We start from the raw sequence: 16,535 nt of genomic DNA, 5'->3' as shown, positions 1-16,535 counted from the left end.
ATCATGCCGATTGTTGATTTGAGCCAGCTCCCCGCCCCGGATGTGGTCGAGGCGCTGGATTACGAAAGTATCCTCGCCGAGCGTAAAGCGACGCTGGTTTCCCTCTTCCCGGAAGAGCAACAGGACGCTGTTGCCCGTACGCTCTCGCTTGAGTCCGAACCGCTGACAAAATTCCTTGAGGAAAACGCCTACCGCGAAGTTATCTGGCGCCAGCGGGTTAACGAAGCTGCCCGCGCCGTCATGCTGGCGAGCGCTGCCGGTAATGACCTTGACGTGATGGCCGCCAACAGCAACACCGCGCGCCTGACCATCACCCCGGCGGATGATACCGCCGTACCGCCTGTGGCGGCGGTGCTGGAATCCGACGCGGATTTACGTTCACGCGCGCAACAGGCGTTTGAAGGGTTAAGCGTGGCGGGGCCGGTCGGCGCTTACGAGTACCACGGGCGCAGCGCAGACGGGCGTGTCGCCGATATCTCTGTGGTCAGCCCCACTCCGGCCTGTGTGACCATCACCGTGTTAGCCCGCGAGGGTGACGGCTCCGCCGGTGCTGACCTGCTGGCCGTGGTGGAGAAAGCCCTTAACGCCGAAGACGTGCGCCCGGTGGGGGATCGCGTCACGGTACAGGCCGCTGAGATTGTGCCGTATCAGGTTGCCGCCACGCTCTTTTTTTACCCTGGCCCCGAAGCGGAGCCCATCATCGCCGCCGCAAAAACAAAACTGGAGGCGTATATCACCGCGCAGCACCGGCTCGGGCGCGATGTCCGCCAGTCGGCCATTTATGCCGCCCTGCATGTTGAAGGGGTGCAGCGAGTCGAGCTGACCGCGCCGCTTGCTGACATTGTGATCGGTAAACACCAGGCCTCATATTGCACCAATTACACCCTCACCGCCGGGGGTGCCGATGAGTGATGACCGCCTGTTGCCCGTCGGCTCCTCGGCGCTGGAAGTCGCCGCCGCAGCCGCCGCAGCGGAAATCATCCGCGTGCCGGTGCCGCTGCGTACCCTGTGGGATCCGAAAACCTGCCCGGTTAACCTGCTGTCTTATCTTGCCTGGGCGCTGTCCGTTGACCGGTGGGATTCAGCCTGGCCGGAAGCCACCAAACGCAACGTTATTGCCGCCTCGTTTTACGTCCATCAGCACAAAGGCACCATCAGCGCATTACGTCGCGTGGTCGAGCCGCTCGGCTTTCTGATTGAGATTAAGGAGTGGTGGCAGCTCAACGAGGAGCCTGGAACCTTCCGGCTTGTTGTCGGTGTGCTGGACGGCGGGATCACCGATGAAATGTATCAGGAGCTGGAGCGGCTTATTGATGATGCCAAACCGGCCAGTCGCCACTTAACCGGCCTCGCTATCAGCCTGAGCACATCCGGCAATTTCCATGCAGAAGCCGGAAGCTATGACGGCAATTCGCTGACGGTTTACCCCTACACGCCGGAGCAAATCGCTGTTGGCGGTGATTACTTCCCGGCCTCGGCCATTCTGTTTATTGATAACCTGAGAGTTAACGCATGACCGCGAAATTTTTTGCAATTCTGACCAATCAGGGCGCGGCACTGCTGGCGAACGCCGCCGCCCTCGGCACGAAACTCAACCTGACACAAATGGCCGTCGGGGACGGCAACGGCACCCTGCCGACGCCGGACGCGGCACAGACAAAGCTGGTCAATCAGAAGCGCATTGCGCCGCTGAATATGCTGAGCGTTGACCCGAACAACGCCAGCCAGATTATTGCCGAGCAAATCATCCCCGAAAATGAGGGTGGATTCTGGATCCGTGAAATCGGGATTTATGACGATAACGGCGTGTTAATTGCCGTGGCGAACTGCCCGGAAACCTACAAGCCGCAGTTACAGGAGGGAAGCGGGCGCACGCAGACCATACGCATGGTGCTGATTGTCTCCTCAACCGCCGCCGTGACGCTGAAAATCGACCCGTCGGTCGTGCTGGCGACGCGTCAGTATGCCGATAACGCGGTCATTGAGGTGAAAGCGTATGCTGACAATCTGCTGAAACAGCATATCGCCGCCAGTAATCCGCATCCGCAGTATGCCCCGCTTGCCAGCCCGGTTTTCACCGGCACGCCGAAAGCGCCGACGGCGGCGCAAACGTCAAATGACGCTCAACTGGCAACAACCGCTTTTGTTCAGGCGGCGATTGCGGCGCTGGTGTCCGGTGAGCTGTCAAAAAAACAGCCGCTCGATAACACGCTGACTGAGCTTTCGGGAAAAAGTGTTACCGGGCTTCTTGATTATCTGGGACTAAGGGAGGCTGTCGCCGGTGTCTCTGTGGTGGGCGCATCCCGTAATGCGAGAATGAACATCGCCGCCGCGTCAGTATCAGCAAATTTTATTGCCGATGAGGTTATCGTTGCGACGGAACCCGGCGGCAAACTTTACCGGGTGCCGGACTTCAACAAGGTTGTGAACCTGTCAGTTACCGGGGCGGGGGGTATGGATACCGGCACCGCTCCGGCGAACGGATATATTGCCCTGTACGCCATTTATAAGCCTGACGAAAAAAAGTCTGCTTTGCTGGCGGTGAATGCGACCGCATCGTCAGTGCCTGAAATCTATGGCGGGGTGAATATGCCCGCCGGTTACACGGCTTCCGCCCTTGTCAGCGTCTGGCGTATCGTCTCGGGTCAGTTTGTTGTCGGGCATCAGAGAAACCGGCATGTGTCTTTTCCGCTGACGGTGGTGTATGCCACACTTACCGGAGTCACAGCGATAAGCGGCGTCTCCTTTGCAACCGCTGTCCCGAAAAACGCGGTCACGATAAACGGTTATCTCACTGTCTATGAAAATCAGCCTGGCACCGGTGTTGAACTGAGCCTCTATTCTTCCGTGACGGGTATCGGCCAGCTACGCGCAAATGCCACGGTTACGGGGCAGACATCCGCAGCGATAGCCAATGGCGAGTTACATGTTATTGAAAGCCAGACGCTTTACTACAACATGCCTAACACCTATTCCGGTCAGTACGGGATCGGGTGTACCGGCTATGCATTCTGAAGGAGGCGTGATGTATTACGTGCAATTTAACGACAAGAGCAGAAAGGAAATTACAGGCGTGTTCCTTGCGCCGCAACCGGCTGAATTTTTCCCTTTTCAGGGTGCCGTGGAGGACGATGATCCAAGACTCGCCGCGGTCAGTGAGCTTATCGGGGTGATGTCAATGTCAGGCGGGAACAATGCCCCGGTGAATGAGTAACATCGTCGGTTCATTCACTGTCTGAGCTGCCAGCGCTTCTCTGATTTTCCCCCGTATGGCGGGGCAAACCCGCCATTCATGACACAGTGGCTGTGTCAGATCTAACCCAACCCTGACAAATAGCCTCTTACCTTCACTCGCCTGAAAATATCACTCACCCCAACACCACGGAGTTAAACGGATGAGTGATTTTCACCACGGCGTGCAGGTCGTCGAAATTAACGACGGCACGCGCGTTATTTCCACGGTCTCGACGGCGATTGTCGGTATGGTCTGTACCGCCAGCGACGCCGACGCGGCAACTTTCCCCCTTAATGAGCCGGTGCTCATTACCAGCGTACAGAGCGCCATTGCGAAAGCCGGTAAAAAAGGCACCCTGCGCGCCGCGCTTCAGGCCATCGCCGACCAGGCTAAACCGGTCACCGTTGTCGTGCGTGTCGAAGAGGGCACCGGCGAGGATGAGGAGGCCGCATTCGCGCAGACGGTTTCCAATATCATCGGCACCACGGACGCCAGCGGCAAATATACCGGGCTGAAAGCCCTGCTGACCGCCGAGGCAGTCACCGGCGTCAAGCCGCGTATTCTCGGTGTGCCGGGTTACGACACACTCGAAGTGGCGACCGCGCTTGCGCCGGTCTGCCAGAAACTGCGCGCTTTCGGGTATGTCAGCGCGTGGGGCTGTAAAACGATTTCCGAGGCCATCAAATACCGCGACAACTTCAGCCAGCGCGAACTGATGGTTATCTGGCCTGATTTCCTCGCCTGGGACACCACGACGAACGCCACCAGAACCGCTTACGCCACGGCGCGCGCGCTGGGTCTGCGCGCTTACATCGACCAGACTGTTGGCTGGCATAAAACGCTGTCAAACGTCGGCGTTAACGGCGTCACCGGTATCAGCGCGTCCGTATTCTGGGATTTGCAGGAGCCCGGCACCGATGCCGACCTGCTGAACGAAGCCGGGGTCACGACGCTGATTCGCAAAGATGGCTTTCGCTTCTGGGGTAACCGCACCTGTTCCGATGATCCGTTATTCCTGTTTGAGAACTACACCCGCACCGCACAGGTTATCGCTGACACGATGGCGGAGGCGCATATGTGGGCGGTCGACAAGCCGATCACCGCGACGCTGATTCGTGACATCGTTGACGGGATTAACGCCAAATTCCGCGAGCTGAAAACCAATGGCTATATCGTCGATGCGACCTGCTGGTTTGACGAGGAGGCCAACGACAAGGAAACCCTCAAGGCCGGAAAACTCTATATCGACTACGACTATACGCCGGTTCCCCCGCTGGAAAACCTGACCTTACGCCAGCGCATCACCGACAAGTATCTCGCCAATCTGGTGACAGCGGTCAACAGCAACTAAGGAGCCTGACACATGGCAATGCCGCGCAAACTGAAACATATGAACGTCTTCCTGAATGGCTACAGCTATCAGGGGGTGGCGAAGTCCATCACGTTACCGAAGCTGACCCGCAAGCTTGAGAACTATCGCGGGGCGGGGATGAGCGGCAGTGCGCCGGTCGACCTCGGCCTCGATGATGATGCCCTGTCGATGGAATGGTCGCTCGGCGGCTTCCCTGATGCGGTTATCTGGGAGCTGTACGGCGCGACCGGCGTCGACGCGGTGCCGGTGCGTTTTGCCGGTTCCTACCAGCGCGACGACACCGGCGAAACGGTCGCCGTCGAAGTGGTCATGCGTGGTCGCCAGAAAGAAATCGACACCGGCGAAAGCAAAATGGGCGAAGACACCGAGGCCAAAATTTCGGTCGTGTGTACCTATTTCAAGCTGACGATGGATGGTAAGGAGCTGGTCGAAATCGACACCATCAACATGATTGAGAAAGTGAACGGCACCGACAGACTGGAACAGCACCGCCGCAATATTGGCCTGTAATTTTTCCCCGGCGAGCGCCGCCTGCCGGGTTACCTGATAACGAACTTAAACGAGAAAATCATGAGCAAAGAAAACGTAGTGACCCTGGAAAATCCGATTAAACGCGGCGATCAGGTGGTGAACACCATTACGCTGATGAAGCCGAACGCCGGTACGCTTCGCGGCGTCAGTCTGGCGGCGGTCGCGAATTCCGAGGTGGATGCGCTGATTAAGGTACTGCCGCGCATGACAGCCCCCTCCCTGACCGAGCAGGAAGTCGCCGCGCTGGAGCTGCCCGATCTGGTTGCGCTGGCCGGTCAGGTGGTCGGTTTTTTGTCGCCGAGTTCGGTGCAGTAACCTTCCCGAAAAATCTCTCGGTTGATGATCTGATGGCGGATATTGCAGTGATTTTCCACTGGCCGCCCTCAGAGCTCTTTCCCATGAGCCTGACCGAGCTCATCACATGGCGCGAAAAAGCGCTCCAGCGAAGCGGAAACACGAATGAGTGATGTGAAATTACAAGTATTGCTCAAAGCGGTTGACCAGGCGACGCGCCCGTTAAAATCCATCGACAAGGCCAGCCGCGAGCTGGCCGGAGGTATCCGGGCGACCCAGACCTCGTTGCGTGAGCTCAACAGCCAGGCATCCAGAATAGAGGGTTTTCGTAAAACAAGCGCCCAGCTCGCGGTCACCAGTCAGGCGCTGGAAAAAGCCAAACAGGAAGCCGCCGCGCTGGCGGTGCAGTTTAAAAACACAGAGCAGCCGACACGCGCACAGGCGACCGCAATGGAGGCCGCCCGTAAAAGCGCCGCCGCGCTCCAGCTCAAACACAACAGTCTGCGCGAGGCGGTGCAACGCCAGCGACAGGCGCTGAGCCAGGCCGGGATTAATACCCGTACGCTGGCGGCTGATGAGCGCCGCCTGAAAAACACAATCAGCGAGACGACATCCCAGCTTGACCGGCAACGCGCGGCGCTGGGAAAAGTCAGCGCGCAAAAAGAAAAACTGAGCCGGGTAAAACAGCGTTACCAGACCGGAAAGGAGCTGGCCGGGAACGCGGCGGCGGTGGGTGCCGCTGGCGTGGGAATGGCGACAGCCGCCACGCTGGCGGGTGCAGCGTTGTTAAAGCCGGGTTATGAGTTTGCGCAAAAGAATTCTGAATTACAGGCCGTGCTCGGCGTAGCGAAAGACTCCGCAGAAATGACGGCGCTGCGCAAACAGGCGCGCCAGCTCGGCGACAACACCGCCGCCTCGGCTGATGATGCTGCCGGGGCACAAATCATCATCGCCAAAGCGGGCGGGAGCGCCGCAGATATTCAGGCTGCGACCCCGACCACGCTCAACATGGCGCTGTCAAACAAGCGAACGATGGAGGAAAACGCCGGGTTGCTGATGGGCATGAAATCAGCATTTGAACTGAGCAACGATCAGGTGTCGCACATCGGCGATGTCCTGTCGATGACGATGAATAAAACCGCGACGGACTTTGACGGGCTTAACGATGCGCTGACTTACGCCGCGCCGGTCGCCAAAAATGCCGGGGTCAGTATCGAGCAGGCCGCCGCGATGGTGGGGGCATTGCACGACGCGAAAATCACCGGGTCAATGGCCGGTACGGGGAGCCGGGCGGTGATCACCCGTCTGCAAGCGCCAACCGGCGAAGCGTATAAAGCGATTAAAGAGCTGGGTATCAGCACCGCTGATAAGAAGGGAAACACCCGACCGATATTTGCCATCCTCAAAGAGATTCAGGCCAGCTTTGAGAAAAACAAACTCGGCACCGGCCAGCGCGCCGAATACATGAAAACGATTTTCGGTGAGGAAGCCAGCTCGGCGGCGGCGGTGCTGATGTCTGCCGCCTCGGGCGGGAAGCTTGATGCGCTCACCGCTGCGTTTAAAGCGTCTGACGGCAAGACCGAAGAACTGGTCAAAGTCATGCAGGACAACCTCGGCGGCGACTTCAAAGAGTTCCAGTCGGCTTACGAGGCGGTCGGGACTGACCTGTTTGACCAGCAGGAGTCTTCCCTGCGCAAACTGGTGCAGACCGCGACCGGCTACGTGCTGCAACTTGACGGCTGGATCCAGAAAAATCAGGGGCTGGCGCAAACCCTCGGCGTGCTGGCCGGGGTGGTAACTGCCGTGATTGCCGTCATTGGCGCTATCGGCCTGGTTGCGTTTCCCGTTATTTCTGGCATCAACGCGATTATTGCGATTGCCGGTGTGCTCGGGACGGTCTTCAGCGTCGTGGGCGGCGCGATCATGACGGTACTCGGTGCGCTGACGTGGCCGATTATCGCGATTGGTGTCGCCATCGTCGCCGGTGCCCTGCTTATCCGCAAATACTGGGAGCCCATCAGCGCCTTTTTCAGCGGCGTGATTGAGGGACTCACGGCGGCCTTTGCGCCGGTCGGTGAAATGTTCTCACCGCTTAAACCGATGTTTGACTGGCTGGGCGAAAAATTAAAGGCGGCGTGGGACTGGTTTAAAAACCTGCTTGAGCCGGTCAAGTCGTCTCAGGAACAGCTTAATTCCTGCAAGGATGCCGGTATCGCGTTTGGTCAGGCGCTCGCCGATGCGCTGATGTTGCCGCTTAAAGCGTTCAACAAACTGCGATCCGGCATTGAATGGGTGCTGGAAAAACTCGGTGTGATTAACAAAGAGTCTGACGGTCTTGACGAGAAAGGCGAAAAAGCCAGCCAGGCGAAATCCCGGTCGGAACAGCCAGGTAATGCCACGCCGCCGGGGTCATATTTCCCTCTCACTTCTTCGTATGGCGGCTATCCGTCCTATATGCCGGTGACCGCGCCCGGTGCCGGAAAATCTTATGTTGATAACCGTCAGAGCAATTACAACATCACCCTGCAGAACGGCGGTGCACCCGGTGGTGAGCTGGGGAATCAGTTACGGGATGCCGTGGAGCGCGCCGACAGGGAAAAACGCGCCCGTGAACGCGCTGACATGAGAACTGACGGATAAGGGGAACAGAAAATGATGCTGGCTTTGGGGTTGTTCGTTTTTATGCGCCAGACACTGCCGTTTCAGAATATGCAGCGCGACGCAGAGTATCGCTGGCCGTCAAATGCCCGCGTCGGTAAACGTGACGCTTTTCAGTTTCTCGGCGTGGGCGAGGAGAAAATCACACTTGGCGGTGAGCTTTATCCCGAACTGACAGGCGGCCATCTGTCCTTAACCGCGCTCCGGCTGATGGCCGAGGATGGTAAGGCATGGCCGTTGCTTTCCGGTTCCGGGATGATTTACGGCATGTTTGTTATCAACAGTATCAGCGATACCGGCACCGAGTTTTTTTCCGACGGCTCACCGCGAAAAATCAGCTTTACGCTGACGTTAACGCGGGTCGATGAATCACTCGCGGCGGTGTATGGCGATCTGAGTAAACAGGCCGAAACCCTCGTCAGTAACGCGAAAGACGCGGCAACAAAATTAACATCAACGCTGGGGTTCTGATGTCCGAAATACTCTATAGCAAGGCGGGGAGCTCCCTTGTTCCCGACTTTATGCTCAAACTCGAAAGCAAGGATATTACCGGCAATATCAGCGCCAGACTGATAAGCCTCACCATGACTGACAACCGGGGATTTGAAGCCGATCAGCTTGATATCGAGCTCAACGACGCCGACGGGCTTGTCGCTCTTCCGGTGCGCGGTGCCGTGCTGACGCTCTGGCTTGGGTGGAAAGATTCGGCGCTGGTGAATAAAGGCAGTTTTACCGTTGATGAGGTTGAGCACCGGGGCGCGCCGGATACGGTGACCATCCGCGCCCGCTCGGCTGATTTTCGCGGGTCGCTGAATTCGCGCCGGGAAGAGTCCTGGCACGATAAAACGCTGGGGGCAATCGTTGAGGCCATTGCGGCACGGAACAAATTAACCGCCGCAGTTGCGCCGGAACTGGCAAAAATCCCGCTGCCGCATATCGACCAGGCGCAGGAGTCCGACGCCAAATTTCTGACACGGCTTGCTGACCGGAACGGCGGTGAGGTATCCATCAAAGCCGGTAAGTTACTTTTTCTCAGGCCGGGTAATGCCGTTAACGCCAGTGGCAAGCCGATTCCCCAGGTGACGATCACCCGCAGCGATGGCGACCGCCATCAGTTTGCGATCGCTGACCGGGGCGCTTACACCGGCGTGACGGCGCAATGGCTCCATACCAAAGAGCCGAAGCCGAAAAAAGTGAAGGTAAAACGCAAGCCGAAAGAGCAGCACCTGCGCGCGTTGCAGCATCCCAAAGCAAAGGCAAAAAAGAAGGAGGCCAAAGTCCCCGAGGCGCGGGAAGGTGAATACATGGCCGGTGAGGCGGATAATGTTTTTGCACTGACAACCGTGTACGCCACAAAAGCCCAGGCGGTACGGGCTGCGACAGCCAAATGGGACAAACTACAGCGCGGTGTTGCCGAGTTTTCAATAAATCTCGCGGTCGGTCGCGCTGACCTGTACCCGGAAACGCCGGTGAAAGTCTCGGGCTTTAAGAGCGTCATAGATGAGCAGGCATGGATAATCAGTAAGGTGACCCACAGCCTCAATAATAATGGCTTCACGACGGGCTTAGAGCTTGAGGTAAGGCTATCAGACGTTGAGTACGAAGCAGGTGAGGATATATAGAGTTTTATTTATATCTTTTTGTTTTATAAGGTTTTATTTGTTAAAATTGAAGCATCAGTCAAACCGTTGAGGTGCTCACTATGTTTCATTGCCCGTTATGCCAGCACGCCGCACATGCGCGCACCAGTCGTTACATGACAGAGACCACCAAGGAACGTTACCATCAGTGCCAGAACGTAAATTGCAGCGCGACCTTTGTGACGCTGGAGTCTGTGCAGCGTTATATTGTTAAGCCCGGAGAAGTAAAACCGGTTAGACCGCATCCTACCTCGTCAGGGCAGCAAATTTTGTGGATGTGAGAAAAGCCCCGCAGTTGCGGGGCTTGTTATGTGTCGATGTGGTCAATGTGTGGACATTGCAAGAAACAAATCCTTTTGTTTCATGGAGATAGGTTTGGTGTTAAAACACCATCCCTGTCTTCCCCTCCATGATGGAGGGGTTTTTTTTGCCTGCTATTCCACCGCTTAATTTAGCCATTACTGCTGTTTGCCTTCCGTTATAATTCCCGCAGGACAAACAGGAGCGTTTATGAATCAATCCTATGGGCGGCTGATAACCCGTGCGGCAATAGCGGCGACAGTCACGGCATCGTCACTTCTTATCATTAAACTCTTTGCCTGGTGGCTCACCGGTTCAGTCAGTATCCTGGCGGCGCTGGTGGATTCGATGGTGGATATCGCCGCGTCGTTGACCAATTTACTGGTGGTGCGGTACTCGTTACAGCCAGCGGATGAAGAGCACACTTTCGGTCACGGGAAAGCGGAATCACTGGCGGCGCTGGCGCAAAGTATGTTTATTTCCGGTTCGGCGTTATTCCTGTTATTAACCGGCATTCAGCACCTGGCAAGCCCCAATCCGCTTAACGACCCCGGCATTGGTGTCGCAGTCACGGTGATTGCCCTGATCAGTACTGTGATACTGGTCACTTTTCAGCGCTGGGTTGTGCATAAAACCCAGAGTCAGGCCGTGCGAGCGGATATGCTTCATTATCAGTCTGATGTTATGATGAACAGCGCAATTCTCATCGCGCTGGGTCTGTCGTGGTATGGCTGGCACCGGGCAGACGCATTATTTGCGTTGGGCATTGGTGGCTATATTTTGTATAGCGCGTTACATATGGCGTATGAAGCGGTCCAGGCATTGCTGGATCGCGCGTTACCGGATGAAGAACGCCAGGAAATTTTCGGGATCGTTACCGCATGGCCAGGCGTCAGCGGCGCTCACGATCTTCGCACGCGGCAGTCAGGGCCGACCCGCTTTATTCAAATTCATTTAGAAATGGAAGATAACCTGCCGCTGGTTCAGGCGCATCTCATTGCCGAACAGGTGGAGCAGGCGATTCTGCAACGTTTTCCGGGATCGGATGTGATTATTCATCAGGATCCCTGCTCGGTAGTACCTCAAGGACGATAAGCAATTTAACGCTTTCGTATTTCGATGTAAAAAAGTGAGCCAGGGCAGCTTTTTGTGTATAAATTACCACCATTTGGGCTGACCTGAATCAATTCAGCAAGCAAGGATTGATATACTATTTGCATCATAGTTGTTCGCTCCCGTTGGGGAGTCGCTTCGGGCCACAGAATTTTATTTTGCATTCCTTAGTTCAGAGGTAGTCATGATTAAAAAAATCGGTGTGTTGACAAGTGGCGGTGATGCGCCAGGCATGAATGCCGCTATCCGCGGTGTCGTCCGTGCAGCATTGACAGAAGGTCTGGAAGTTGCAGGTATCTATGATGGTTACCTCGGCCTGTACGAAGACCGCATGATCCAGCTCGACCGTTACAGCGTGTCGGACATGATCAACCGCGGTGGTACATTCCTGGGCTCCGCTCGCTTTCCGGAGTTCCGTGAAGAGCATATCCGCGCCGTGGCTATTGAGAACATGAAAAAACGCGGTATCGACGCGCTGGTGGTTATCGGCGGTGACGGTTCCTACATGGGTGCGAAGCGCCTGACCGAAATGGGCTTCCCGTGCATCGGGTTGCCGGGCACCATCGATAACGACGTTGCGGGCACGGACTACACCATCGGTTATTTCACTGCGCTGCAAACCGTCGTTGAAGCGATTGACCGTCTGCGCGATACCTCTTCTTCTCACCAGCGTATCTCCATCGTTGAAGTGATGGGCCGTTATTGCGGCGACCTGACGCTGGCCGCAGCCATTGCTGGTGGTTGTGAGTTTATCGTTCTGCCGGAAGTGGAATTCAACCGTGAAGACCTGGTGGCAGAAATTAAAGCCGGTATCGCGAAAGGTAAGAAACACGCGATCGTGGCTATCACTGAACACATCTGCGACATCGACGAACTGGCGAAGTACATCGAAAGCGAAACGGAGCGTGAAACGCGTGCCACCGTGCTTGGTCACATCCAGCGCGGCGGTTCTCCGGTACCTTATGACCGTATTCTGGCTTCCCGCATGGGCTCTTACGCCATCGAACTGCTGCTGCAGGGCTACGGCGGTCGTTGCGTAGGTATCCAGAACGAGAAAATGGTTCACCACGACATTATCGATGCCATCGAAAACATGAAACGCCCGTTCAAAGGCGACTGGCTGGATTGCGCGAAAAAACTCTACTAATCGTGAAAACGCCCTCGATGACCGGGGGCGTTTTTTTACCCGCCAATATTCCGCAAAGTTATAGCCAATCTTTTTTTATTCTTTATTCATTGAATCTCTTTCTGGCACTCTGGCGTCATCAAAAATGCATAACCTGAAGAGAGTGGGCGATGAATAAATGGGGCGTGGGAATAACTTTACTGCTGGCTTCAGCCAGCGTTCTGGCGAAGGATATCCAGTTATTAAACGTGTCTTACGATCCAACGCGCGAGCTGTACGAGCAGTACAACAAAGCGTTTAGCGCGCACTGGAAACAAGAGACGGGCGACAATGTGGTGATTCGCCAGTCTCATGGCGGCTCGGGCAAGCAGGCAACGTCAGTCATCAACGGTATCGAAGCTGATGTAGTTACGCTGGCGCTGGCCTATGACGTAGACGCTATTGCGGAACGTGGCCGCATTGATAAAAACTGGATCAAGCGTCTGCCGGATAACTCAGCTCCGTATACCTCAACCATCGTTTTTCTGGTGCGTAAAGGCAACCCGAAACAGATTCATGACTGGAATGATCTGATTAAACCAGGCGTTTCCGTTATCACGCCGAACCCAAAAAGCTCTGGCGGCGCGCGCTGGAACTATCTGGCTGCCTGGGGTTACGCTTTGCATCAAAATGGCGGCGATCAGGCTAAAGCCCAGGAGTTCGTCAAAGCGCTATTTAAAAACGTGGAAGTACTGGACTCTGGCGCACGCGGCGCAACCAACACTTTTGTTGAACGCGGGATCGGCGATGTGCTGATTGCCTGGGAAAACGAAGCGCTGCTGGCAACTAATGAGCTGGGTAAAGACAAGTTTGAAATTGTCACGCCAAGCGAATCGATCCTTGCTGAACCGACCGTCTCCGTCGTAGATAAAGTGACCGAGAAAAAAGGCACCGAAAAAGTCGCGGAAGCCTACCTGAAGTATCTCTACTCGCCGGAAGGCCAGGAGATCGCCGCGAAGAACTTCTATCGTCCGCGCGATCCGCAAGTGGCTGCGAAGTACGCCAATGCCTTCCCGAAACTGAAGCTCTTCACCATTGATGATGAGTTTGGTGGCTGGACCAAAGCGCAGAAAGAGCACTTCTCTAACGGCGGCACCTTCGATCAAATCAGTAAACGTTAATCATGCCGATGAGCCGCCCTCGTAAGAGGGCGGTTCTGTTTTGGATCTGCGTAAAATCCAGGATTCCCGACTTCCCCCCCGTTTTGCGCTATCATTCCGGTTCTTTCAGCAAAGGAAGCGGAAATATGAAAACAGTTCGTCGCATCGCGATTGCTCTGCTGCTAGTGATATTACTGGCAGGAGCGGGAGCATGGTACTGGTTCACACACCACGGCAACCCGAATGTGTTACGCCAGATAGTCACCGAACAGTGCCTGCCGAATGCCCGTGAACACAACTCTCCTGAGCCTTGTGCGCAGGTGAATCTGAAAAGCGGCTATGTGCTGATGAAGGACCGCAACGGACCGTTGCAGTTTCTGCTGATGCCGACTTACCGCATTAACGGCACGGAAAGCCCGTTATTGCTGGATCCCAACACGCCGAACTTCTTCTGGCAGGCCTGGCAGTCCCGTGACGTGATGAGCAAGATGCGCGGTAGCCAGGTGCCGGACAACGCCATTTCTCTGACCATTAACTCGCGTACCGGACGCACGCAGAACCATTTCCATATTCATATCTCCTGTCTGCGCCCGGATGTGCGTGCGCAGCTTAATGACAATGCGACCCGTATCAGCAGCCAGTGGCTTGAATTCCCTGGCGGCCTGCTTGGTCACACCTATCTGGCGCGGCGCGTAACGGAAGCGGAACTGGTACAACGCAGCCCGTTTTTGATGCTGGCGGAAGAGGTGCCGGAAGCCAAAGCGCATATGGGACGCTTTGCGCTGGCGATAGCACAACAGACCGATGGCTCCTTTGTGCTGCTGGCAACGGAACGAAACTGGCTGGCGCTTAACCGTGCTTCAGCTGAGGAAATACAGGATCATCAATGCGATATCCTGAAATAACCCCACCATAATTCGCGTTTACTCCTCCTGCCTGTCGCCGTAGACTTGCTGAAAAAATCTACAGGAGACAGGCATGTCGTTCTGGCTAACTCACCCTCTGTTCCTTCCCTCTGCGATTGTCGGCATCACCATTGTGTTGTGGGCCACCTCGCTGTTACCTGAGTTCATTACCGCGCTGTTGTTCTTTACGGCGGCAATGGTGGCGAAAATCGCCCCGCCGGACGTGATTTTTGGTGGTTTCGCCTCGTCGGCATTCTGGCTGGTGTTCAGCGGGTTTGTGTTAGGTGTCGCTATCAGGAAAACCGGTCTGGCGGATCGCGCGGCAAGGGCGCTCTCGTCGAAACTGACCACATCATGGCTGCACATGGTCGCCAGCGTTGTCCTGCTGAGCTATGCGCTGGCGTTTGTCATGCCGTCAAATATGGGGCGTATTGCGCTGCTGATGCCGATTGTCGCGGCCATGGCGACGCGGGCGGGCATCCTCGAGGGCACACGCGCCTGGTACGGATTGGCGCTGGCTGTCGGGTTCGGCACGTTCCAGCTTTCCGCCACCATCCTGCCTGCTAACGTGCCGAACCTGGTGATGAGCGGTGCAGCGGAAGGCTCCTACGGCATTCACCTGAATTATTTACCCTATCTGCTGTTGCACACGCCGGTGCTCGGTATTCTGAAAGGGATGATCCTGATTGGCCTGATTTGCTGGCTCTTTCCTGGCCAGCCGCAGGCACCGCGTGAGCATACCGCGTCTGCACCGATGAGCCGGGAGGAGAAGCGGCTGGCCTGGCTGCTGGCGGTGGTATTGACGATGTGGGTTACGGAGAGCTGGCACGGTATTGGCCCGGCGTGGACAGGGCTTGCAGCCGCGTGTGTGACCTTATTGCCTCGCGTTGGCTTTATTAACGGCGACGAGTTTTCCAGCGGGGTGAATATCCGCACCTGTATCTATGTTGCGGGGATTCTCGGCCTGGCAATCACGGTGACGCAAACCGGGATCGGTAGCGCGGTAGGGGACGCATTACTGCATGTGATGCCGCTTGATCCCGCAAACCCGTTTACCAACTTCCTCGCGCTAACCGGCATTACGACAGCACTCAATTTTATTATGACGGCTAATGGCGTGCCGGCGTTATTTACCACACTGGCGCAGAGTTTTTCCGAGGCCACCGGTTTCCCGTTGCTGTCGGTGATTATGATCCAGGTCTTGGGGTATTCCACGCCGCTGTTGCCGTATCAGGCGTCGCCGATTGTGGTGGCGATGGCGTTGGGCAAAGTGCCTGTGCGCGCGGGGATGCTGCTGTGTTTTGCGCTGGCGCTGGTGACGTATCTGGTATTGTTACCACTGGATTACGCGTGGTTTAGCGTGCTGGGGAAACTGTAAAACAATACCCTCTCCCGCCTGGGAGAGGGTAAACAGGATTACGCCTGTTTTGCTGCTTCTGCGGCTTTCACGATCACGGCAAATGCGTCAGCTTTCAGAGACGCGCCGCCAACCAGTGCGCCGTCGATGTCCGGCTGGGTGAACAGCTCTGCTGCGTTGCCTGCGTTTACGGAACCGCCGTACTGAATGATCACTTGCTCAGCCACTTTCGCGTCTGCTTTGGCAATGTGGTCACGGATAAATTTGTGAACAGCTTGTGCCTGTGCCGGGGTCGCGGATTTGCCGGTGCCGATAGCCCAAACCGGTTCGTAAGCAATGACTGCGCCTTCGAACGCCGCTGCGCCCTGCGTTTTCAGAACTGCGTCGATCTGGCGTGCGCACACTTCTTCCGTTTTACCGGCTTCGTTTTCTGCTTCAGTTTCACCGATGCACAGAACCGGGGTCAGGCCAGCTGCTTTCAGCACAGCGAATTTTTTGGCAATGAATTCATCAGATTCAGCGTGGTAAGTACGACGCTCAGAGTGACCGATGATGATGTACTTCGCACCAATATCTTTCAGCATTTCGGCAGAGGTTTCACCCGTGAATGCGCCAGACAGGTTAACGTCAACGTTCTGCGCACCCAGTACGATGTGGCTACCATCAGCAGCATGTTTAGCCAGATCCAGGTACATTTCCGGCGGCGCAATTGCAACGGCGCAGCCCGTAACGCCGGCCAGCTCGGTACGCAGGTTAGCAACCAGTTCGTTTACCATGTGGCGGCTGCCGTTCAGTTTCCAGTTACCCATCACTAAAGGATGTCGCATTTTTACTCTCCACGCGCTTGGCGAATTAAGGAATATGG

At 56.1% G+C, this 16,535-nt stretch carries 18 protein-coding genes; 17 read left to right on the top strand and 1 reads right to left on the bottom strand.

Annotation, left to right across the window (positions count from 1 at the left end; translation table 11 throughout):
• Nucleotides 1–3: 3 nt before the first annotated feature.
• From GA0061071_RS19100 to GA0061071_RS19020, 17 genes are all read left to right on the top strand, one after another.
• The gene (locus tag GA0061071_RS19100; RefSeq protein WP_088237029.1) at nucleotides 4–912 is read left to right on the top strand and encodes a baseplate assembly protein; all 909 of its coding nucleotides are present in this window, start codon (nucleotides 4–6) and stop codon (nucleotides 910–912) included.
• On the top strand, nucleotides 905–1,516 hold the full coding sequence (locus GA0061071_RS19095) for a phage tail protein I (protein ID WP_088237030.1): 612 nt from the start codon (nucleotides 905–907) through the stop codon (nucleotides 1,514–1,516). Before GA0061071_RS19100 ends, GA0061071_RS19095 begins: the two co-directional genes overlap by 8 nt.
• Nucleotides 1,513–3,015: a phage tail protein gene (locus GA0061071_RS23790; protein WP_088237031.1), complete on the top strand. Its 1,503-nt coding sequence runs from the start codon at nucleotides 1,513–1,515 to the stop codon at nucleotides 3,013–3,015. The genes GA0061071_RS19095 and GA0061071_RS23790 overlap by 4 nt, the downstream gene beginning before the upstream one ends.
• Before the next feature lie 10 nt (nucleotides 3,016–3,025).
• Complete coding sequence (locus tag GA0061071_RS19085) at nucleotides 3,026–3,214, top strand: hypothetical protein (protein ID WP_088237032.1); 189 nt, start codon at nucleotides 3,026–3,028, stop codon at nucleotides 3,212–3,214.
• A 181-nt stretch (nucleotides 3,215–3,395) separates the two neighbouring features.
• The gene (locus GA0061071_RS19080; protein ID WP_088237033.1) at nucleotides 3,396–4,586 is read left to right on the top strand and encodes a phage tail sheath protein; all 1,191 of its coding nucleotides are present in this window, start codon (nucleotides 3,396–3,398) and stop codon (nucleotides 4,584–4,586) included.
• Between the two features lie 12 nt (nucleotides 4,587–4,598).
• Complete coding sequence (locus GA0061071_RS19075; protein WP_088237034.1) at nucleotides 4,599–5,117, top strand: phage major tail tube protein; 519 nt, start codon at nucleotides 4,599–4,601, stop codon at nucleotides 5,115–5,117.
• A gap of 60 nt (nucleotides 5,118–5,177) precedes the next feature.
• Nucleotides 5,178–5,453 (top strand): phage tail assembly protein, encoded by a 276-nt coding sequence (locus GA0061071_RS19070; RefSeq protein WP_088237035.1) that lies wholly within the window; start codon nucleotides 5,178–5,180, stop codon nucleotides 5,451–5,453.
• A gap of 32 nt (nucleotides 5,454–5,485) precedes the next feature.
• Nucleotides 5,486–5,605, top strand: a complete 120-nt coding sequence (locus GA0061071_RS19065) for a GpE family phage tail protein (protein ID WP_071845836.1) — start codon at nucleotides 5,486–5,488, stop codon at nucleotides 5,603–5,605.
• Nucleotides 5,598–8,072 (top strand): phage tail tape measure protein, encoded by a 2,475-nt coding sequence (locus GA0061071_RS19060; protein WP_088237036.1) that lies wholly within the window; start codon nucleotides 5,598–5,600, stop codon nucleotides 8,070–8,072. Before GA0061071_RS19065 ends, GA0061071_RS19060 begins: the two co-directional genes overlap by 8 nt.
• A 12-nt stretch (nucleotides 8,073–8,084) precedes the next feature.
• On the top strand, nucleotides 8,085–8,561 hold the full coding sequence (locus GA0061071_RS19055) for a phage tail protein (protein ID WP_088237037.1): 477 nt from the start codon (nucleotides 8,085–8,087) through the stop codon (nucleotides 8,559–8,561).
• A complete protein-coding gene (locus tag GA0061071_RS19050) occupies nucleotides 8,561–9,712 on the top strand; it encodes a phage late control D family protein (RefSeq protein ID WP_088237038.1) in 1,152 nt (383 codons plus the stop codon). The genes GA0061071_RS19055 and GA0061071_RS19050 overlap by 1 nt, the downstream gene beginning before the upstream one ends.
• An 80-nt stretch (nucleotides 9,713–9,792) precedes the next feature.
• Nucleotides 9,793–10,011, top strand: a complete 219-nt coding sequence (locus GA0061071_RS19045) for a DNA-binding transcriptional regulator (RefSeq protein ID WP_088237039.1) — start codon at nucleotides 9,793–9,795, stop codon at nucleotides 10,009–10,011.
• A 229-nt stretch (nucleotides 10,012–10,240) separates the two neighbouring features.
• The gene (gene fieF / locus GA0061071_RS19040) at nucleotides 10,241–11,125 is read left to right on the top strand and encodes a CDF family cation-efflux transporter FieF (RefSeq protein WP_061499379.1); all 885 of its coding nucleotides are present in this window, start codon (nucleotides 10,241–10,243) and stop codon (nucleotides 11,123–11,125) included.
• Nucleotides 11,126–11,327: 202 nt separating this feature from the next.
• Nucleotides 11,328–12,290: a 6-phosphofructokinase gene (gene pfkA / locus GA0061071_RS19035; protein ID WP_061499376.1), complete on the top strand. Its 963-nt coding sequence runs from the start codon at nucleotides 11,328–11,330 to the stop codon at nucleotides 12,288–12,290.
• A 149-nt stretch (nucleotides 12,291–12,439) separates the two neighbouring features.
• Nucleotides 12,440–13,429: a sulfate ABC transporter substrate-binding protein gene (locus GA0061071_RS19030; protein WP_061499373.1), complete on the top strand. Its 990-nt coding sequence runs from the start codon at nucleotides 12,440–12,442 to the stop codon at nucleotides 13,427–13,429.
• Nucleotides 13,430–13,554: 125 nt separating this feature from the next.
• Nucleotides 13,555–14,313, top strand: a complete 759-nt coding sequence (locus tag GA0061071_RS19025; RefSeq protein WP_061499366.1) for a CDP-diacylglycerol diphosphatase — start codon at nucleotides 13,555–13,557, stop codon at nucleotides 14,311–14,313.
• A gap of 73 nt (nucleotides 14,314–14,386) precedes the next feature.
• Nucleotides 14,387–15,691 carry an SLC13 family permease gene (locus tag GA0061071_RS19020; protein ID WP_061499363.1) on the top strand — a complete coding sequence of 435 codons (1,305 nt, stop codon included), beginning with the start codon at nucleotides 14,387–14,389 and terminating at the stop codon, nucleotides 15,689–15,691.
• A 38-nt stretch (nucleotides 15,692–15,729) separates the two neighbouring features.
• Here the strand turns inward: GA0061071_RS19020 and tpiA are convergent, their stop codons facing one another.
• Nucleotides 15,730–16,497: a triose-phosphate isomerase gene (gene tpiA / locus GA0061071_RS19015; RefSeq protein ID WP_061499359.1), complete on the bottom strand. Its 768-nt coding sequence runs from the start codon at nucleotides 16,495–16,497 to the stop codon at nucleotides 15,730–15,732.
• Nucleotides 16,498–16,535: the final 38 nt, after the last annotated feature.

Source organism: Kosakonia oryzendophytica (assembly GCF_900094925.1).
GTDB classification, from domain to species: domain Bacteria; phylum Pseudomonadota; class Gammaproteobacteria; order Enterobacterales; family Enterobacteriaceae; genus Kosakonia; species Kosakonia oryzendophytica.
This window is presented reverse-complemented; position numbering and strand designations above follow the sequence as displayed.

Excerpts from the sequence above, each read along its gene's own strand:
- fieF (WP_061499379.1), top strand. The coding sequence starts at position 10,241 with ATGAATCAATCCTATGGGCGGCTGATAACCCGTGCGGCAATAGCGGCG.
- GA0061071_RS19025 (WP_061499366.1), top strand. The coding sequence starts at position 13,555 with ATGAAAACAGTTCGTCGCATCGCGATTGCTCTGCTGCTAGTGATATTA.
- GA0061071_RS19075 (WP_088237034.1), top strand. The coding sequence starts at position 4,599 with ATGGCAATGCCGCGCAAACTGAAACATATGAACGTCTTCCTGAATGGC.
- GA0061071_RS19065 (WP_071845836.1), top strand. The coding sequence starts at position 5,486 with ATGGCGGATATTGCAGTGATTTTCCACTGGCCGCCCTCAGAGCTCTTT.
- tpiA (WP_061499359.1), bottom strand. The coding sequence starts at position 16,497 with ATGCGACATCCTTTAGTGATGGGTAACTGGAAACTGAACGGCAGCCGC.
- GA0061071_RS19020 (WP_061499363.1), top strand. The coding sequence starts at position 14,387 with ATGTCGTTCTGGCTAACTCACCCTCTGTTCCTTCCCTCTGCGATTGTC.
- GA0061071_RS19080 (WP_088237033.1), top strand. The coding sequence starts at position 3,396 with ATGAGTGATTTTCACCACGGCGTGCAGGTCGTCGAAATTAACGACGGC.
- GA0061071_RS19100 (WP_088237029.1), top strand. The coding sequence starts at position 4 with ATGCCGATTGTTGATTTGAGCCAGCTCCCCGCCCCGGATGTGGTCGAG.
- GA0061071_RS19055 (WP_088237037.1), top strand. The coding sequence starts at position 8,085 with ATGATGCTGGCTTTGGGGTTGTTCGTTTTTATGCGCCAGACACTGCCG.
- GA0061071_RS19070 (WP_088237035.1), top strand. The coding sequence starts at position 5,178 with ATGAGCAAAGAAAACGTAGTGACCCTGGAAAATCCGATTAAACGCGGC.
- pfkA (WP_061499376.1), top strand. The coding sequence starts at position 11,328 with ATGATTAAAAAAATCGGTGTGTTGACAAGTGGCGGTGATGCGCCAGGC.
- GA0061071_RS19085 (WP_088237032.1), top strand. The coding sequence starts at position 3,026 with ATGTATTACGTGCAATTTAACGACAAGAGCAGAAAGGAAATTACAGGC.
- GA0061071_RS23790 (WP_088237031.1), top strand. The coding sequence starts at position 1,513 with ATGACCGCGAAATTTTTTGCAATTCTGACCAATCAGGGCGCGGCACTG.
- GA0061071_RS19060 (WP_088237036.1), top strand. The coding sequence starts at position 5,598 with ATGAGTGATGTGAAATTACAAGTATTGCTCAAAGCGGTTGACCAGGCG.
- GA0061071_RS19050 (WP_088237038.1), top strand. The coding sequence starts at position 8,561 with ATGTCCGAAATACTCTATAGCAAGGCGGGGAGCTCCCTTGTTCCCGAC.
- GA0061071_RS19030 (WP_061499373.1), top strand. The coding sequence starts at position 12,440 with ATGAATAAATGGGGCGTGGGAATAACTTTACTGCTGGCTTCAGCCAGC.
- GA0061071_RS19095 (WP_088237030.1), top strand. The coding sequence starts at position 905 with ATGAGTGATGACCGCCTGTTGCCCGTCGGCTCCTCGGCGCTGGAAGTC.
- GA0061071_RS19045 (WP_088237039.1), top strand. The coding sequence starts at position 9,793 with ATGTTTCATTGCCCGTTATGCCAGCACGCCGCACATGCGCGCACCAGT.